The 18340-nt window shown below is 45.0% G+C and carries 17 protein-coding genes; 12 read left to right on the forward strand and 5 right to left on the reverse strand.

Features of this window, described 5'->3' with window-relative positions:
* The first annotated feature begins 3 nt into the window (after positions 1 to 3).
* The 4 genes from nuoL to OA34_RS00680 are packed head-to-tail and all read left to right on the forward strand — an operon-like array spanning position 4 to position 7318.
* The gene (gene nuoL, locus OA34_RS00665) at positions 4 to 1860 is read left to right on the forward strand and encodes an NADH-quinone oxidoreductase subunit L (protein WP_039671909.1); all 1857 of its coding nucleotides are present in this window, start codon (positions 4 to 6) and stop codon (positions 1858 to 1860) included.
* Between the two features lie 10 nt (positions 1861 to 1870).
* Positions 1871 to 3397: an NADH-quinone oxidoreductase subunit M gene (locus OA34_RS00670; RefSeq protein ID WP_039671910.1), complete on the forward strand. Its 1527-nt coding sequence runs from the start codon at positions 1871 to 1873 to the stop codon at positions 3395 to 3397.
* Positions 3397 to 4884, forward strand: coding sequence for an NADH-quinone oxidoreductase subunit NuoN (gene nuoN / locus OA34_RS00675; RefSeq protein ID WP_039671911.1), 1488 nt, complete (start codon positions 3397 to 3399; stop codon positions 4882 to 4884). The genes OA34_RS00670 and nuoN overlap by 1 nt, the downstream gene beginning before the upstream one ends.
* Before the next feature lie 40 nt (positions 4885 to 4924).
* Positions 4925 to 7318 carry a DUF7494 domain-containing protein gene (locus OA34_RS00680; RefSeq protein ID WP_039671912.1) on the forward strand — a complete coding sequence of 798 codons (2394 nt, stop codon included), beginning with the start codon at positions 4925 to 4927 and terminating at the stop codon, positions 7316 to 7318.
* On the opposite strand, the gene OA34_RS00685 is transcribed toward OA34_RS00680, so the two are convergent.
* Positions 7315 to 8733: an aldehyde dehydrogenase family protein gene (locus OA34_RS00685; protein WP_039671913.1), complete on the reverse strand. Its 1419-nt coding sequence runs from the start codon at positions 8731 to 8733 to the stop codon at positions 7315 to 7317. The genes OA34_RS00680 and OA34_RS00685 overlap by 4 nt on opposite strands.
* Positions 8730 to 9647, reverse strand: coding sequence for a tRNA (adenosine(37)-N6)-dimethylallyltransferase MiaA (gene miaA / locus OA34_RS00690; protein ID WP_039671914.1), 918 nt, complete (start codon positions 9645 to 9647; stop codon positions 8730 to 8732). Before miaA ends, OA34_RS00685 begins: the two co-directional genes overlap by 4 nt.
* A 99-nt stretch (positions 9648 to 9746) precedes the next feature.
* On the opposite strand from miaA, the gene mqnP reads away from it, so the two are divergent.
* From mqnP to OA34_RS00705, 3 genes are read left to right on the forward strand one after another with little or no spacing between them, the layout of a single operon-like run.
* Positions 9747 to 10616, forward strand: coding sequence for a menaquinone biosynthesis prenyltransferase MqnP (gene mqnP / locus OA34_RS00695; RefSeq protein ID WP_039671915.1), 870 nt, complete (start codon positions 9747 to 9749; stop codon positions 10614 to 10616).
* A 1-nt stretch (position 10617) separates the two neighbouring features.
* Positions 10618 to 11157: a hypothetical protein gene (locus tag OA34_RS00700; protein WP_039671916.1), complete on the forward strand. Its 540-nt coding sequence runs from the start codon at positions 10618 to 10620 to the stop codon at positions 11155 to 11157.
* A complete protein-coding gene (locus tag OA34_RS00705) occupies positions 11147 to 11653 on the forward strand; it encodes a DUF6115 domain-containing protein (RefSeq protein WP_039671917.1) in 507 nt (168 codons plus the stop codon). Before OA34_RS00700 ends, OA34_RS00705 begins: the two co-directional genes overlap by 11 nt.
* Before the next feature lie 75 nt (positions 11654 to 11728).
* Here the strand turns inward: OA34_RS00705 and OA34_RS00710 are convergent, their stop codons facing one another.
* Both OA34_RS00710 and OA34_RS00715 read right to left on the reverse strand, forming a co-directional pair.
* Positions 11729 to 13183 (reverse strand): methyl-accepting chemotaxis protein, encoded by a 1455-nt coding sequence (locus tag OA34_RS00710; protein WP_286682778.1) that lies wholly within the window; start codon positions 13181 to 13183, stop codon positions 11729 to 11731.
* On the reverse strand, positions 13149 to 13661 hold the full coding sequence (locus OA34_RS00715; protein ID WP_039671918.1) for a PAS domain-containing protein: 513 nt from the start codon (positions 13659 to 13661) through the stop codon (positions 13149 to 13151). The genes OA34_RS00710 and OA34_RS00715 overlap by 35 nt, the downstream gene beginning before the upstream one ends.
* Positions 13662 to 13782: 121 nt before the next feature.
* On the opposite strand from OA34_RS00715, the gene moaA reads away from it, so the two are divergent.
* Positions 13783 to 14751, forward strand: coding sequence for a GTP 3',8-cyclase MoaA (gene moaA / locus OA34_RS00720; RefSeq protein WP_039671919.1), 969 nt, complete (start codon positions 13783 to 13785; stop codon positions 14749 to 14751).
* Between the two features lie 127 nt (positions 14752 to 14878).
* On the opposite strand, the gene OA34_RS00725 is transcribed toward moaA, so the two are convergent.
* A complete protein-coding gene (locus OA34_RS00725) occupies positions 14879 to 15994 on the reverse strand; it encodes a molybdopterin molybdotransferase MoeA (protein ID WP_039671920.1) in 1116 nt (371 codons plus the stop codon).
* An 81-nt stretch (positions 15995 to 16075) separates the two neighbouring features.
* Between OA34_RS00725 and OA34_RS00730 the strand changes: the two genes are divergently transcribed.
* From OA34_RS00730 to rsmI, 4 genes are all read left to right on the forward strand, one after another.
* Entirely contained in the window at positions 16076 to 16486 is a 411-nt protein-coding gene (locus OA34_RS00730; RefSeq protein WP_039671921.1) for a hypothetical protein, read from the forward strand.
* A 1-nt stretch (position 16487) separates the two neighbouring features.
* Positions 16488 to 17156 (forward strand): 16S rRNA (uracil(1498)-N(3))-methyltransferase, encoded by a 669-nt coding sequence (locus tag OA34_RS00735; protein ID WP_039671922.1) that lies wholly within the window; start codon positions 16488 to 16490, stop codon positions 17154 to 17156.
* A gap of 101 nt (positions 17157 to 17257) precedes the next feature.
* Complete coding sequence (gene rpmE / locus OA34_RS00740; RefSeq protein ID WP_039671923.1) at positions 17258 to 17458, forward strand: 50S ribosomal protein L31; 201 nt, start codon at positions 17258 to 17260, stop codon at positions 17456 to 17458.
* 15 nt (positions 17459 to 17473) lie between these two features.
* Positions 17474 to 18286 (forward strand): 16S rRNA (cytidine(1402)-2'-O)-methyltransferase, encoded by an 813-nt coding sequence (gene rsmI / locus OA34_RS00745; RefSeq protein WP_039671924.1) that lies wholly within the window; start codon positions 17474 to 17476, stop codon positions 18284 to 18286.
* The last annotated feature ends 54 nt before the right edge of the window (positions 18287 to 18340 follow it).

Genomic DNA, 18340 nt, shown 5'->3' on the forward strand with positions numbered 1-18340 from the left:
GGCATGGAAAACTATCTTTATACGGCGCTCTTCTCGCCGCTTGTCAGTTCCCTGTTCGTCGCCGTGTTTGCGGCACGTCCGAAAATGCTTTTTACGGGGATCGTCGCATCGCTGCTGATTGCCGTTTCGATGATTTGCTCGTTTGTGTTGCTCATCGACGTCAATACCTACGGACCTTTACATGTAACGATGATGGATTGGATTGCCGCGGGCAATTTGGAAATACCTTTCGGTTTCGTCGTCGATGAGGTTTCGGTCATTATGATGGTAACCGTCACGCTGGTTTCGACGATTGTGCATATTTACTCCATCGGCTATATGGATCACGATAAAAGCTTTAACCGCTTTTTCTCGTACCTTTCCGCATTTGTGTTCTCGATGATGATTTTGGTCATGAGCGACAACTTCGTCGGACTTTTTATCGGATGGGAAGGCGTGGGACTTTGTTCGTGGTTGTTGATCGGATTTTGGTATCACAAACACTCCGCATCTTGGGCGGCAAACGAAGCGTTTATTATGAACAGAATCGCGGATCTTGGAATGTTGATGGGTCTTTTCTTGATTTACTGGAACGTCGGATCGTTTCAATACGACGACGTTTTTGCCGCTGCACCGGAACTTCCCGTTAGCATCGTCGTCACGATCGGCATTTTCTTATTTATCGGTGCGATGGGTAAATCGGCACAGTTTCCGCTTCATACGTGGCTTGCGGATGCGATGGAAGGTCCGACACCCGTTTCGGCGTTGATCCATGCGGCAACGATGGTTACTGCGGGCGTTTATTTGGTGATTCGTGCCGGCGAGTTGTACAGTTTAATCCCACATGTAGGATTTGCTATCGCTTCTTTAGGTGCTTTCGTTGCCGTTTTTGCGGCTTCGATGGCATTGGTCAATAACGACTTAAAACGCATTATCGCCTATTCGACGCTTTCGCAACTTGGATATATGTTCGTTGCGGCAGGCTTGGGTGCTTACTGGATCGCACTGTTTCACTTAATGACGCATGCCTTTTTTAAATCGTTGCTTTTCTTAGGTGCAGGTAACGTTATGCATGCGATGCACGACGAGCTGAACATCAAAAAGATGGGAGGGCTTTACGGTTCCATGAAAGCCACCGCAATTTTGATGAGCATTGCTTCCGTCGCTTTGGCGGGTATTTATCCGTTTGCGGGATTTTTCTCTAAAGATAAAATTTTGGAAGTCGCGTTTAACGAAGGGGCGTACGGTTTATGGCTCGCTTTGTTCATCGGTGCGGGCTTAACGGCGTTTTACAGCTTTCGTTTGGTTATGTTGGTCTTCTTCGGCGAAAAAGAACATGTCAAATACGGCATTCATCCTCACGATGCGCAACCTTTCGTCATTTACGCCCTTTTACCCTTAGGTTTATTGGCAATCGTCGCGGGCTTTTTTGAACCGATGTTTGAAGCGTTCGTTACCCGCTTGGTTAGCGAATACCATATTCATATTCCGCACGCAACCGAGTATCTTTTAATTGCCGCAACGCTGGGAATCGCGCTAAGCGGTATCGGTTTTGCCGTGTACAAATACAAACGGGGCGGTTTTTCCAAATCGTTGGAAGAGAAGGCGTGCTATCGATTATTAAGCAATCAATACTATATTCCTAAGGTATACGAATACTATATTATGCGACCGTTTACGGTGCTCTCCAAATTCGTATGGCAAAAAATCGATATGAAAGTGGTGGATTTTACGGTAGATATCATCGCTAAATGCATTTATGCAAGCGGTCAAGAGGCGAGAAAGATTCAAAGCGGAAATCTTTCCGATATGTTACGATGGATGATCGTAGGGATGCTGGTTCTCCTTGCGTTTGCAATCGTCTATAGCGCGATGATGTAGGAGTGAGGTAATGGAGCATATTTTATCCCTTTTGGTATTTTTTCCGGCGATGGCCGGACTTTTAGGCTTTTTGGTTGTAAAAGAGAGTATTCGTGCGTACGGTATTTGCGTGAGTGCTATCGAGTTTGTTTTGTCTTTAATCTTATGGATGGTTTTTGATACGAGCAATCCGGGGTATCAGTTCGTCGAGTTTTTTCCTTTCGTCCCCAGTTACGGTATGAATTATTATCTGGGCGTTGACGGTATTTCGCTCTTTTTGATTATATTATCGACGTTTATCACAATGATCGCATTAATCGGATTGAGTATTGAAAAAGAGATTAAAAATCTCGTCATTACCGTTTTATTCTTAGAAATGACGATGGTCGGCGTTTTCGTTATTTTGGACGTCGTATGGTTTTATGCGTTTTGGGAGCTCTCCTTAATTCCGATGCTCTACATCATCGGTGCGTGGGGTAGTGCCAATCGTATGTATGCGGCGATCAAATTTTTCCTTTACACCTTCTCCGGCTCGGTTTTAATGTTGGTGGGTATTTTGTATATGGGGTATTTGTACCACGATGCAACGGGTATTTGGAGCTTCGCATTGCCCGATTGGTACGCTTTACAAGTACCGTTTGACGCACAATTATGGCTTTTCGGAGCTTTCTTCGTAGGCTTTGCAATTAAAGTACCGATGTTCCCGTTTCATACGTGGTTGCCCTATGCCCACGGTCAAGCTCCGACCATCGGTTCGGTCATCTTGGCGGCGGTGCTTTTAAAAATGGGAAGTTACGGTTTTGTGCGTTTTTCACTGCCGCTTTTTCCGGACGCATCGGTCTATTTTCTGATTCCGGTTGCGATCATTTGTATTATTATGGTGATTTATGCGGCGATGATCGCTTACGCACAAGAGGATATGAAGCAAGTCATCGCGTACAGTTCGATTTCGCATATGGGTATCGTGATTTTAGGAACGTTTGCGATGAACGGCGAGGGAATTACCGGTTCGATTTTTTTAATGCTCAGTCACGGCATCGTGAGCGGTGCATTGTTTATGCTAGTGGGCGTCATTTACGATAGACGTCATACGAAGATGATGAAAGACTTCGGCGGTTTGGCTTCGGTAATGCCCAATTTTGCGACGATTTACGGCATTATGCTGATGGCTTCGGTGGGACTTCCTTTGACCGTAGGTTTTGTCGGAGAGTTCCTCTCTTTGGCGGGTTTTTACCGTATCAATTGGGTGATGACGCTTTTGGCGGGAACGGGCATTATCTTAGGTGCGGTTTATATGTTGGTGCTCTATAAAAAGTCCTTCTTCGGCGAAGTCGTACATGTGGAAAACAAAACCCTCAAAGACTTAAATGCTAAAGAGCTAAGCGCACTGATTCCTTTAGTCGCTTTAGTCGCTATTTTGGGCATTTACCCTAAACCGATTTTAACGACTATCGATGCGAGCGTCGAAAAAATGTTGGTTTTAATGGATCAAAAAGCCCTTCAAGATAAGACCAAAGAGCTCTTGATGAAAGCGAATACGATAGGAGGGAATCACTAATGTTAGAGCCTATTTCAATCGATATCGCAGGGCTAAATTTACAAGCGCTTTTGCCGATGGCGATTTTGACGATCGGCGCGTTAGCGCTTATTTGCGTCGACTTGGCGGTTAAAGGGCTGAATCGTAGCTTTCTAACGATGATTACGATTTTGTTCATTGTCTTGGATTTTGGGGCGGTTATCGGATACAAAGGCGACGTACGCGGCTTCTTCGACGTTCTTTTGATCGACGGTATTTCGTTGATCGCGCAAGTCATTATTTTGGTTGCTTCCGCGCTCTTTTTACCGCTCTCCATGAGCCATCGCCATTTTAGAGAATTTAAGATGGCGGAATTTTACGCACTTTTTATGTTTATGATCGTCGGCTTTCAATGCATGGTGACCAGCGATAACTTGATTTTAATTTTTATCGGTTTGGAAACGTCAAGCCTTGCACTGTATACGCTGATCGCTCTTCACAATCGCGCAAAAGCGTTTGAGGCGGCAATTAAGTATTTTACGATGGGTGCCTTGGCGGCGGGTTTTTACGGCATGTCCGCATTGATTTTCTATGCGTTGACCGGAAGCGTCGAAATTCATCAGATCGAACAAGTGTTACAAGAACGTCACTTCGAACCGCTGGTCGGCGTTTTAGCGGCTACGATTTTTATGGTGGCGGCTCTTGGGTTTAAACTCTCGCTAGTCCCTTCCCATACGTGGACGCCCGACGTTTACGAAGGAAGCTCCGCACCGCTTGCCGGTTACATGTCAATCGTTCCGAAGATTGCGGGTTTCGTCGTCGCGATGCGTTTGTTTGAAATGCTCATTGCTTCGGGCGTGGTCTGGTTGGAATACGTATTGTACGCTGCGGTGGTGCTGACGATGACCTTAGCCAATATCACGGCCTTGGTGCAAGAAGACGTTAAACGTATGTTGGCGTTTAGTTCGATTTCGCATGCGGGTTCTATGATGGCGGCGATTTTGATCGGAACAACCCAAGCCAATACGGCGTTGTTTGTCTATTGGATCTTCTTTCTTTTTACCAATTTGGGTGCGTTTACGATGTTGTGGATCGTGCGACACCGCGAGAATCTATGGGACGAGCGTTATCAACATCCTTATACGAAATTTTCGGGGTTAGTGAAAATTATGCCGATGACGGCGACGATTATGGGTATTTTTATGTTTGCGCTTGCGGGAATGCCGCCGTTTTCGGTTTTCTGGGGAAAACTGTATTTGATCAGTGCCGCAATTAACAGCGACTATATTTGGCTCGCCGTCGTGATCGCACTTAACAGTGCCGTTGCCGTTTATTATTATATGAAATTGGTCGTTTACATGTTCTTGCACGAACCGGTCACGATCGATGCAAGACTTTATGCGACCAATGCTTCGACATCGCTCAAAGTCATCGTAGGTTTTGCCGCTATCGTGACGATATTTTCGATTGCTTTTGTGGAACCGCTTTTAGAAGTTATTACGCACTACGTCGCTTCCAGCGGCTTTTAGATAAGGGGAGAAAATCCCCTTATTTTGCTATAATGTAGGCATGAAATACATTTTTCTTCTTTGGGTTTTATCGGCACAACTTTTTGCTTTAGAGATCGTATTTAACAGCGGCAAAGAGAATAAAATCAATTATGCTATTTTACACCTTATCGACGCATCGCCCTTTACATGTGAGACGATTCCCGACGCTTTAGAACACAAACGCTACTTATGCAAAATCGAAAGAGCGATCGATAAACCGATTGAGCCGAAAAAGATGAAGTTTGCCGAGCTCGATTTTTATGAGAAAGAGGGTGCTTTTTATATTGCTATCGAGCCCAAGGTCGATTCTCAATTAATCGCGGTCGAAGAGAGCTTGTTCGAAACGAAAGAGGTGTTAGGTAAGCCTAAACTCAAACGTTACGCACATTGGACAATTCTTTTTCAAGAAAAACCGCTATACACGCAAAAAAAACCGCTTGACGCTATTGATTTTCCCGTCGTTTATTCCAAACAAGAGATGCCTTACGTCGGGGCGTTGGATCTGAACGGAAAACCGATTTCGTATGCGCAAAGTAAAGACATAACCCTCTATTTGGATATTAAACAAGCCTACGAAAAAGGCGACTACGAAAGCGTCGTCAAGGACGTAACGCGCGTATTAAACGCTTTTCCCAATTCGATTTTCCGTAGTGAACTCGAGTTGTTTCAAATGCGCTCTATGGATAAAATATTAAGTGCACGGAGCGAAGATTCGGCGGAGCTTAGCTTTAACGATACGACGATTGCCGAGATCGCCAAACGTTGGAGTAAAGAGTTTACGAGCGATGAAAATTTACCCGAAGTCTTAATGCTGATGACCAAAGCGTATCTGAAAAGCGGTTCCAAATCGGACGCCAATTACTTTTTGGATATTTTAGTCAGCGAACATCCCGATAACATTTTTACGAAAAAAGCTATTTTACTGTATGCCGACCATCTCTTTGCCAAAAAAGAGAAAGAAAAAGCGATGAAGCTTTACTTAGACGTTCTGTACGGCGCGCAAGACATCGACGTTGCTTCCGAAGCCGCGATTCGACTGAGCGATTATCAAATGGATGCGGGTAAGTTAAAAGAGGCGAAAGAGTATTTACTCAAAGTCTTGAACGTCAACGCGGCGTATTTACTCAAAGATACGTCGGCAAGCTATAAATTGGCAAAGCGGTTGTACGAGCATAAATTGTACGATCTTGCGGCGTCGATTACGGATCTTTTATTGGCGAATATGTCTAAAAAAGAGGAAAATCGCGAGTTGCTCCTAAAAGAAAGCGGCGATTGGCACGCCAAAGCCAACGAAACGGAAGCAGCATACGGACGCTACCAAGAGTACCTAAGCGACTATAAAACAAACGGCGAATACCTACAAGACGTGAACGAAGCTTTGGACGAACTCTTCTTTAAACGTCCGGAAAATAACGAAACGAAATTGGAAAATTATTACGATAAATTGATCGAAAAGTACAATAACGAAATCGGTCAAAAAGCCCTTTTGGAAAAAGCCAATCTTTTGATGAAACAAAAACGGTATCAAGACATTTTGGGAATGCAAGACGCATTGGCGAAAGTTCCCGATCGTTTTGATCTTAAAGGTGAAGAACTCGTTTACGAAGCGGCAAAATCCCTTGCGCTGCAAGCGTTGGAAAAAAGCGAATGTCCAACGACGATCGACTTAATCGAAACCTATAAATTGCAATTGAGCGACGGCACGCACGACGATAAGCTTTTTGAGTGTTTTATGCGCCAATCGCGCTTTGATCGTGCTAGAGAAATATCCGGTGCGCATTTGAAAGACGCGTCGCTTCAAAAGCGTTACGAATGGACGCAAAAAGAGGTACAGGCGTTGGTGAAAACGGGACGCTTTAAAGAGGCGATCGCGTTTAAAGAAGATTTGAAAACCTTAACGTTTTCGCTGCGACAAAAGATCGACTTGGCGACGCTTCGCGATCTCTTTTTTGCTTATACGGGGTTGAAAGATTTAGAAGGAGCTTCTTCGTTGGCGGAGGGTATTCGCATTTTATACCCTAACGAAGCCGAAACGATCGATCTGTATTATGAAATCGTTAAAATGGCAAACGACGCTAAAAACGATCTGCTTTTGAGCCAATACGCCAAGATTATTATGCAGATGCAAGCGCAGTTTAAAACGACCGCATATACGCCGAGCGTGGAGCTCTTGTATATTGACGCCCTCAAACGCTTAGAGCGTAACGAAGAGGCGTTGAGTATTGTTGAGCCGCTATTAAACGTCCATGTCGCACCTAAAGATAAAATACGCCTCTTGTACCACGCGGGAGAGCTCAGTATGAAATTGAAAAATACCGAAAAAGCAAAAGCTTATTTCACGCAATGCGTCGCGGTGAACGACCAAAGCTCGTGGAAAAGCATTTGCCAACAAAATCTCGATTTGTTGCCCTAAAAAAGGATCGACTTTATCTCGCTAAAAGCGTCCATCGAGTATCTTCCTCCCATGCGCCCCAGACCCGATTGTTTCATGCCTCCAAAAGGCGGTGTTTTAGCGTTGGACGTTGCCGTATTGATTAAAACCCTTCCGCTTCGTATCTGTTTGGCAAACGCCAAAGCTCTTTGCTCGTCGTCGGAAAAAACGTATGCCGAGAGGCCGAAAATCGTATGGTTCGCCATGCGTTGGGCTTCGGCTTCGTTTTCATACGTAAGCACGCATAACACCGGACCGAAAATCTCTTCTTGAACGATTTTGAGATCTTCGTCTTCGCAAATAAAAATCGTCGGTTTGACGAAATAGCCGCGCGTTAAGCCTTCCGCTCTTCCGAGTCCGCCGCACAAAAGTCTTGCTTTTGCGTCGATACCGCTTTGAATATACGATTGAACGGTATTAAACTGTGTTTGCGTGATCATCGGTCCGATATGAGTCGCTTCTTCTTTGGGATCGCCGATACGAAGGCGTGCAACGGCTTCAAGAAGCAAACGTTCCGTTTCTGCAAGTCTGGCTTTGGGAACCAAAAGTCGGCTACCGGCGTGGCAGGCTTGTCCGCTATTGCTAAAAGCACTGCTTAAAACGTGCGGAATGGCTTTTTCAAAAGAGGCGTCTTCTAGAAGAACCGTCGGAGATTTTCCGCCGAGTTCTAAGGTCATACGCTTAACGCTCTTGGCGCACTTTTCAAAAATACGCTTTCCCGTTTTCGTACTTCCGATAAACGAGACGGCATTGATCAGCGGATGGGAAGTTAAGGCTTCGCCGACGCCCTCTCCGGTTCCTTGCACGACGTTGATAACGCCTTTAGGAATGCCGGCTTTGTGAACGCATTCCAAAAAGGCTTGCGTTTCGAGGGCGTTCAGTTCGCTCGGTTTAATGACCAGCGTACACCCCATGGCGATGGCCGGAGCGATATTGCCGCAAAGATGGGCAAGATTGGCATTCCACGGGATAATGACGCCGATAACGCCGACGCCTTCTTTAAGGGTAATGGAAAAAGCATCTTGCTTGATAAAATCGTAGGTTTGAAGCTCGTCTTTAATATCTAAAAAGAGGCGAATCGCATTTTTCGTTCGTCGCCTCGTCGTCGTAATCGTTGCCCCGAATTCTAAAACCGCCAGATCAATCAGCTCGCTCTCGCGTTCGCTCAATGTGTCGTGAAGGCGTTCAAGCATCTGCATTCTCTCTTCGATCGACGTCTTTGAAAACGTTTCAAACGTTTGTGCGGCACAGGTAATCGCTTCGTCCATCGCTTGGGGCGTACTCAGGTAAATTTGCGCGATGGCTTCTTCGGTCGTCGGATTTTTAAGGATAAGGCTTTCGTGAGAACGAATAGGCGTAAATGCGCCGTTGATGTAATTGTGATCGATAATTTTCATACGACAATAGACCTTGTTTCGGAAGTAAAATATCGTGTAATCGTATCGAAAAGATGTTCAATATCGCCTTTGACATGTAAGGGGAATTGTGAAGCGTTGAAGGTGCGTTGGCGCTTGGCCAAATGAATCGTATTGAAACTGATGCGCTCGACAAGATCGTTGTATTTCAAGCTTCCGTCAAAATAGTCCAAGACCTCTTTAATACCGATAGCTTTCATGCATTGAGGAGCTCTGCCGTAACGTTTTTCCAAGCCGAAAACTTCATCAACCAAGCCGAGTTTGATCATGGTTTGCGTGCGTAACGTAATCTTTTGCGCGAGAACTTCTCTTGGGACGTCGATTTCGAAGAGGGCAAGCTCCCTGATTAAAGGCGCTTGTTTAGAGTGTTCCAGATAGACGGAGGGTATCTCTGCCGTCGCGATAAAAATTTCCAACCATTTTTCGATTCGGTAGCGATCGCTAGACGCGATTTTGGAAGCATACGAAGGATCCGTGCGTCGTATGAGATCGTACGCCAACGGTATATCGCACATCAAGCGTCGAATTTCGTCTTGGGCGGAATCTGAAATCTCGGGTCTAAGACTGAGCCCTTCCATCATGGCCTTGAGGTAAAAGCTCGTTCCTCCGACGATAATCAGATTTTTCCCTTCCGCTTCGGCGCACGCTTTGGCTTCTTCGTAGAGTCCGAAGAACATCGTCACGTCAAAATGTTCGTCCGGAAATAAAACGTCGATTCCCAAATGCGTGATGCCTTCTCTTTCCGGAAGGCTAGGCTTTGCCGAAGCAATATCGATGTAACGATAGATGCTTAAGGAGTCCAACGAGAGGATTAAGGCGTTATGGCGTTTGGCAAGTGCAATGGCAAGGGCGGTTTTACCGGATGCGGTCGGACCTAAAATAGCGACGGTTTTCACGAATATCTCTTTCGTATGAGGGGTTGGTAATGGGCAATTATAACACTTTTAAAGGGTTTTGTTGTAAAATCGAGCTATCTTACTCTAAAAAGGTTTCGCGTGCAATCGTTTTGGCAAAAACTGAAAGATATCGGCGATTTGATCGTCTTTAAACACTCTATCTTCGCCCTTCCGTTTATTTTTACGGCCATGATCGTTGCCTCTAAAGCACAAAACGATACGGTTTGGTTCGGGTTTAAATTATTGATTTTAGGTCTAGCCGCCGCCGTGAGCGCGCGCAATTTTGCCATGGCGTTTAATCGATACGCCGATCGCGATATCGATCAATACAATCCAAGAACCGCCGGTCGTCCGAGCGTGGACGGGCGCATCGGAAGCTCTAACCTCTTACTGTTTATCGCAATCAATGCAGGTGTCTTTATTGGAGTCGCTTATCTCATTAACGATCTCGCATTTGGACTGAGCGTACCGATTTTGATCGTCTTAGGCGGGTATTCGTTGTTCAAACGCTTTTCGCCGTATGCCCATTTGGTCTTGGGTATGTCTTTAGGCCTTGCCCCGATCGCGGGCGTGATCGCCGTACAAGAAGCGACGCCGCTTTGGGCGATTTTACTTTCGATCGGCGTGATGTATTGGGTCGCGGGATTTGATCTTTTGTACTCGCTGCAAGATATGGAATACGACAAGGCTAACGGGCTTTTCTCGATTCCTTCGCGTTTCGGTAAAGACGCGACGTTTTTTATCTCGCGGCTTTTTCATGCCCAAACGATTCTCTTTTGGTTTTTATTTGCTCTGAGTGCGTCGTTGGGCTTTTTCGCTTACGTCGGTGTCGCACTTTCTGCGGTAGTGCTTTTTTTCGAACACCGCATCGTCGCGCGCGATTTTACGAAAATCGACCGTGCTTTTTTTACGCTTAACGGTTATTTAGGCATTCTCTTTTTTATCTGTATTTTGATCGATAGGTTTTAGCATGGATTCGATTCGCTTGGTCAACGCGTGCTTAACGCTCTTTTTTGAAGAAGGCGTCTATAAAGAAGAACAACGTTTTACGCACGAATATGAAGAGCTCTCCGTTTTAAACGACGATGCTTTGGGCGCATGGCTCAAGTCTTCGAAAACGCGCAAAGAGGTGCAAGAAAGCGATCCCGTTTTATTGGCGTTGATCATCGAGTTGCATCGAAAGGTTGACATGTTAACGCGTATGGTGGAACAAAAAGAGCAGCCTTTGCATCTTCCTTTGCGCGGTGAAGCAACGATTCATGCCGTAGGTTACGACGGTTATTTTGAATGCGACGTTCCCGTATTGCAAACGGAATATTCGTACTACGGACGATTTACGCTTCCGAGCTTTCCCAAACGCGTCACGCCGCTTTTTTTTCAAGCGTTGTCGCCCACGCTTGCCAAGATCACGACGATGCATCACGAAGACGAGCGGGAGTGGGACACTTACGTGGCTTCATGCGAGAGAGCGATGATTCGAGAGATGAAAGGATTTGACGATGAGTATTGAGACATTGGCGTTTATCGCATTGGCGGCGTTGATCGTCATTATTTTTTTGATGGTTTACATTCGAGACGTTGAAGTCAATAAAAAACTTTTGATTTACGAAAAAAGCATTGAAGAGCTCAACTACCAAAACCATGTACTCAATAAAACGCTCACGGAGATGAAGGCGCAAGAACAAACCGACCCTAAAGCGTTGGAAAAGAGAATTCTCGATCAGGCAAAACAAGAAGTGCAACACAGCCTTCTTCCGGTCGTTGCTTCGCTTAAAGACGTCGAAAAGATCATGCAGCATTTCAGAGACGAACAAAGTGCACGTATCGATCGTATCGAAAGCCGTACCAAAGAGATGAGCTTTGCTTCGGTCGTACCTTCCAGTTCGAATGAAAAGATAATTTTATCTTTATTTGCCAAAGGTAAAAGCGAAGCGGAAATCGCAAAAGATTTGCGTATCGGCGTGGGCGAAGTGGATTTGGTGCTCAAACTGGCCAACCTCAAGTAGAACGTTCGAGGGGATTTAACGCGTTACATGTAAGATTTTGACGATCGTAAAATCCTACATGTAAGCTTCATTTTTTTACGAAGAGCGGGAATGGCGACAGTGCGTCGTACACTCTTCGATCATCGCATCGAGGGTTTTAAACAAGGTCATGCTCGCCTCTTCCATCTGCTTGAAATTGTCGATAAAAATTTCAATATTTTGCATGCGATTATCCGTTTCTCTCAAGGTTTCTAAATTTTTCAAAACACAGCTATGAACGGTTTTGTGCGGTGCTTCGAGTGCCGCATACGATTTTGTAACGCTAAAGCGCTCTTTGGTAAAAGGGTTAAGGTACCATTTGCCTAAGCGACAATTTTCATGATCGACGAAATGCGTATCCGTTTTTTCGTTGAGCACCGCGGAATAGGCGTTGGTTTTGTAGACGATATGGTCGATTTTTGCCAAAATGGTAAAAATTTTATTTTCCAAGCGGTAAGACGTATCTGCCGTGCGGTTGGCATCGTGATTGAACGCTTTTAACGCTTCTTCGAAATGAACGACGTTTTGACCGCTGGTATCGGCTATCACGCTGATGCGTTCGGAGTTGGCATAGATGCCGTTGGTCTCTTGTTGAAGCGTTTGAATCGTCATGGCAATCTCTTGCGTCGCTTTTTGCGTACGTTCGGCCAGTTTGCGTACTTCATCGGCAACGACCGCAAAGCCTCTGCCGTGTTCCCCCGCCCGCGCCGCTTCGATGGCGGCATTGAGCGCTAAAAGGTTGGTTTGATCGGCAATATCTTTGATGAGGTTGACGACGGACGAGATTTCGGAAGTGCGTGCGCTAAGCGAGGTAATAGCTTCGTTCGAGCTGTTTAAAAGTTCCAATAACTCTTGAATGCCTTGCGTCAATTCGGTGACGGTTTGAAGACTCTCGTCCGATTTATGTGCCGTTTCATCGGAAATTTGCGTGATTTTCCCCATCTCTTCGATGCTTGACATCAAGTCTTTTTGAATGCTTACGACACCGTTGTTCCCGTTGCCCAAGTCGGCAAAAGCCGAAGAAAGCATGCCTTTGGCTTTACCTTTTTGTCCTTCTAAAATACCTTGAACGCCTGAAGCGATGTAACGCGCGTTTACCGAAAACAGACCGCGAAAACCTTCGTTAAAGATATTGCGATACGTTTTTCCCGCACCCGCCAATTCGATAGACGTTTTGGTTTCCCGCATCAACGCTTCGATTTGATCTAAAAGGTCGTTAATTTCTAAGGCGATTTTCCCCATCGGTTTGTTAGGATCCGCCCCAATCACGCGCGGTTCCAAGTTCCCTTGTGCGGCTTCGCGAATGACATGTAAGGTTTTTTCGTACAACGCGCTATCGCACTGCATTGTTTTTTGACTGCCCCAAAACGATCCTGCAACCAGTCCCGTAATCAAAAGAGACGAGTCGACGACGCTTGGAATCGGATACAAAAAGTTCAGTGCCAGCAAAACGACGAACAATCCCGCTAAGGGAAATTTATAAGCGTTGAAGAGCGTTTGAAAATTCGTCATAATCGACTCCTTTTTCGTGTAAATAGTGCGTTAAATATTCCGAAGAGGCATCGATACCTCCCGTTTTTTCCAACGAAAGCAGCTTTTCGTATAAAGGTTTGATGATCTCCAAGGCTTTGGGATTGGCTTTGCGTCGAATCGAATAGTATCCGACGATACGCCGATTTGAATCGGTCGATGCCGTAACGTTGGCGTAAACCCAATAATAGCCTCCGTCGAAGCTCAGATTTTTGATATAAGCAAAGATTTCTTCTTGACGCGCAATTTTTTCCCACAAATATTTAAAGATAATTTTGGGCATATCGGGATGGCGAATAATGCGATGGGGTTGGCCCAAGAGGTCGGACTCTTGCGCACCGACGATTTGCAAAAAGGGTTGATTACAATAGGTAATATGTCCCTTCGTATCGGTTTTGGAGACTAAAAAGGCATCGAGTTTGACATCGTGTTCTTTGGAAGTCAGAACAATTTTTTGCATCGTGCTTGCTCCTTAAAAATTAGGGTAGACTTTAGTATTGTAGGCGAAAACATTTTATAAATAGCTTCAAAGTGACATTTTATGTATAATACCTCTTCGGATTTAAACAAATGGGGAAAAGATGCTGATTGACGGATTTGGAAGGGAAGTAACGTATTTGCGTGTTTCGGTGACGGAACGGTGTAATTTTCGGTGTTTGTATTGTATGCCGGAAAAGCCCTTTTCTTGGGTACCTAAAGAAAATTTATTGTGTTTTGAAGACCTTTTTTTATTTATTAAAACGGCGATAGACGAGGGGATTACCAAGATTCGTATCACGGGAGGTGAGCCGCTTTTGCGAGCCGATCTTGATCGTTTTATCGCGATGATTAACCACCATAAAAGCGGTCTTGATCTGGCGTTAACGACCAACGGATTTTTACTCAAGGACGTGGCGTTAAAACTCAAAAATGCGGGACTTCAGCGCGTTAACGTTTCGTTAGACAGCCTTAAAGCCGACGTGGCGGCAAAAATGGCGCAAAAAGATGTTCTGGGCAAAGTCAAAGCGGGTATCGAAGAGGCTTTGAAAGTCGGGCTTACCGTCAAAATCAATATGGTTCCGATTCGAGGCGTGAACGATAGCGAAGTCGTCGATATTTTAGAGTTCTGCAAAGAACGCGGTATGAGCGTTCGTTATATCGAATATATGGAAAACACGCATGCTAAAGAGAAGCTTCAAGGCTTAAGCGCGCAAGAAGTTCAAGAGATTATTGCCCAAAAATATCCGTTTAAAGCGATCGGTCGTTCCGGTCCGAGTCCGGCACATCTTTTTGAGTTGGAAGACGGGTACGTGTTCGGCATTATCGATCCGCATAAACACGATTTTTGCGAAGATTGCAATCGTATTAGGCTGACGGCGGAGGGGATGTTGATACCGTGTCTTTACTTTGATGAAGCGATGAGCATTAAAGAAGCCGTACAACACGGAAATATCGAAAAAGCTACGGAGATTTTAAAAGAGGTTTTACGCAATAAGCCCGAAAAAAATAAATGGAGCGAAGACGACCAAAACGAGACTTCCAATCGCGCTTTTTACGAAACCGGCGGATGATAAGGCTTTGACATGTAAGGATAAAAGCTTACATGTCAAGAAAGCGTAAGCAAATATTCTGCCTCGCACGAGGCAAGCTTTAGTGCATAGCGCAGCGTAGGGGTTCGGGCTTTGCCCGAGCCTCGTATTAAAAATAGAAAAAAGCGATCTCTTCTCCCTCTTCAATCACCTCTTTGTTTTCGATCAACGTATAACCGTTACACGCGCTTAAAATATTTAAACGTCCCGCTTCGTAATAAGGCGCATGAAGAAAATGCCTACCGTCGCTAAATCCGGGAACGGCATTCATACTTGAAGCCTTACATGTTAAACGTTTTTGGTTGATACACGTAATCATATCGGGAAGCATACAGGTGTAATGTTGCAAGTGGCGCAAGAGCGGAACGCCTAGCATTTCAAAGCCGAGCATGCACGAAAGAGGCAAGCCCGGAAGGTGCAAAATCGGCGTTGCGTTTAAAAGCGAAAGTGCACTCGGCTGAGAAGGCGTTAGTTTGACGCGATCAAACAGCGTCTCAAAGACGTTTTGATTGATCAACGCGCGCATAGCATCTTTATGGCTTAACGCACCGGTGGTGACGATGCAATCACACACGGAGCTTAAACGGTGTAAGTGTTCCAAAATGGTTTCGGTATTCTCCCGACAAACGACCATTGTTTCGATCGTTCCGCCAAGCTCGATAATGCGTCCGGCAAGGCTCATGGCGTTTGAGTTGGCGACATGCCCGTTTGCAAGGGCTTCTCCGATGCTAATAATACCGATAACGGGTTTTTTCAAAACTTTAATGCGATGAATGCCTTGCGACGATAAGGCGGTAATTTTATAGGCACTAATCCGTTCAAAACGTTGAAGCAGGATTTCGCCTTTGGCAATATCTTCGCCTTGGTGTTTAATATTTTGGTAGAGTGAAGGTTTAGCGTTTAAAATCATACGGTTCGTTTCGTAATCGATATGAGCGTCTTCTTCGGCAACGACGGCGTTAATGCCCGCCGGAACGAAATCGCCCGTCGAAAGCCTGACGGTTTGACTCCAAGGAATGCATAAAGCATCGTCCGTCGGCTCTTTGAGAATAAATCCGTATCCCTCTTTGAGGCTCATAGGGTATTTCGGTAGCGCAAAGTGGGCGTGTACGTTTGCCGCCGAAATGCGATGCATCGCCTTCAATAAAGAGAGCGTTTGTGTTTTTCGTAAAGGCGCAACGGCGGTTTGAATTGTTTTGAGTGCTTCTTGGTATAAAACGGGCATGGGAAAACCTTATGATTTATGCGGGATATTATACTAAAACGGGTAAAATTTGAGACTATTTTTTGTGAAGGAATTTTCATCATGGAAGAACTTATCGCACTCTCTTCCGACTTGCATCTTTTATTTATTGTTCTTTTAGTCGGTTTAATCGGAGGGAATCTTTATTTGCTTAAAAGCGATCGCTCGTTCGTTTCGTTGTCCAAACGACTCGAACTGTTGGCACCGCAATATTACATCGTATTGGCAGCAATTTTTTTTACGGGCTTGATCGTGATGGCGGTACGCCAGTTTACATTTTCGCCTTTAGTGTGGGTAATGATCGGCGTTTGGGTTTATATCGTCGCGTTTGGCATTCGAAACCATAAAAGTTATAAAAAGGTGCGCATCGCGCAAATGGATCTGAACCGTTACAAAACGCTCACGATTCGTAAGTACCTTATCGATGCCCTCTTAATCGTTATCACGTCGCTTCTGTTTTACACGGTGCGATAAAATGCAGTTTGTGTATCATTCTCATGCCGGTGAGGAAACATTACATGTAGACGTCAAAGCTTACGAGCATCTCTTTAAAGTTAGGCGTATCGGGATCGGTATGACGCTTTTTTGGCGCAATGCTGTAGACGATATTTTATACGAATACGTCATCGAGAGCATCGGAAAAAAAGAGGCTCTCTTGCGCTTAACGCACCCAACGTACGCTCCCGTTTTTTCTGCACGATCTTTACATGTCGGTTGGAGTATCGTCGATCCGAAAATCGTTGAAAAAACGTTACCGATGCTCAATGAATTGGGTGTCGAGAAAATGACTTTTTTTTACGCCGAATTTTCGCAAAAACAGTTTAAACTCGATCGTGAACGTATGGAGCGCATCGTGATCAATTCTTCGCAACAATGCGGACGAAGCCGTTTGATGCGGTTTGAAATGCTCCCGAACTTGAAAGCGTTTCTAAGCGCGTATCCCGAAGCGACGATCATCGATTTTAGCGAACGTAAACTCACGGCTCACGATGACGTTCGAACGCTCGTCGTGGGACCTGAGGGAGGTTTTAGCGACAAAGAGAGAGCGATGTTTGACGCGCACCGTATTTTGGGTCTTTCGTGCTCGAGTATATTAAGAAGCGAAACAGCGGTCACGGCGGCCGTCTCGAAAATCTTGGCATGACTTGAAATAATCAATCTTTTGTGCTATAATTTGCACCCTTTGGCAAAACATGCCAAATAACAGATTTTATTTTTATGATAAACAATTTAAGGAAAAACGTTATGAAAAAAGATATTCATCCCGAATACGTACCGTGTGTCGTTACTTGCGCATGCGGTAACAGCTTTGAGACGCTCTCGAATAAATCCGAGATCAAAATCGACATTTGTAGCGCATGCCACCCTTTCTTTACGGGCAGTGAGAAAATCGTGGATGCCGCAGGTCGCGTTGAGAAATTTAAGAAAAAATACAACTTAAAATAATTCTCGAATAAAACATTGGTCTATTTTATTCCTACTCCCATAGGAAACTTAGATGATATTTCGGTAAGAAGCCTCAAACTTCTTGCCGAATGTAAAACGCTCTTTTGCGAAGACACCCGCATTACGAAAAAACTCCTTACACTTTTAAGCGACAAACACCGCGTTATGTTTCACGTCGAACGTTTTATTTCCATGCATTCACACAACGAACAAAGCGTTTTGAGCGAAATCGATTCGGCCGTTTTTCAAGAAAACGTCGGCTATTTAAGTGATGCCGGAATGCCCGGTATTAGCGATCCCGGAAGCGTTTTGATACGTTACTGTCAAGAACACGCCATTGCGTATGAAATTTTACCCGGAGCCAATGCTGCACTTTTGGCGTATGTTGCAAGCGGGTTGGGGACGCACCGTTTCATTTTCTACGGATTTTTAGCGCATAAAGGAAATGACCGCTATAACGAATTGACGGAAGTTTTAAATCTTCCTTACGCCGTTATCGTGTACGAATCGCCGCATCGTATCGAAAAGCTAATGGACGAGTTAGCCCATTTTGCGCCAGAGCGTAGTATTTTTGCGATTAAAGAAGCGACAAAATTGCATGAAAAACGCTTTTTAGGAACGGCTTTAGAGGTACAAAGTGCCTTTAAAAACGCTAATTTAAAAGGCGAATGGGTTGTGATCGTGACTCCCGAAAAACAAGAGAATGCAGAAGCAATTACCAAAGAAGATATTCTAAGCCTCGATTTACCTCCGAAACAAAAAGCGAAACTTCTCTCGAAGCTCACAGGAAAAAGCGTCAAAGAGTGGTATAACGCGCTTCAAAAGTAAGTAACTTTTTTGCTATAAGCCTTAGCGATCGACGCTACTTTTTGTGCCAAACTC

The sequence above is a fragment of the Sulfurospirillum sp. MES genome, assembly GCF_000789415.1.
GTDB classification, from domain to species: domain Bacteria; phylum Campylobacterota; class Campylobacteria; order Campylobacterales; family Sulfurospirillaceae; genus Sulfurospirillum; species Sulfurospirillum cavolei.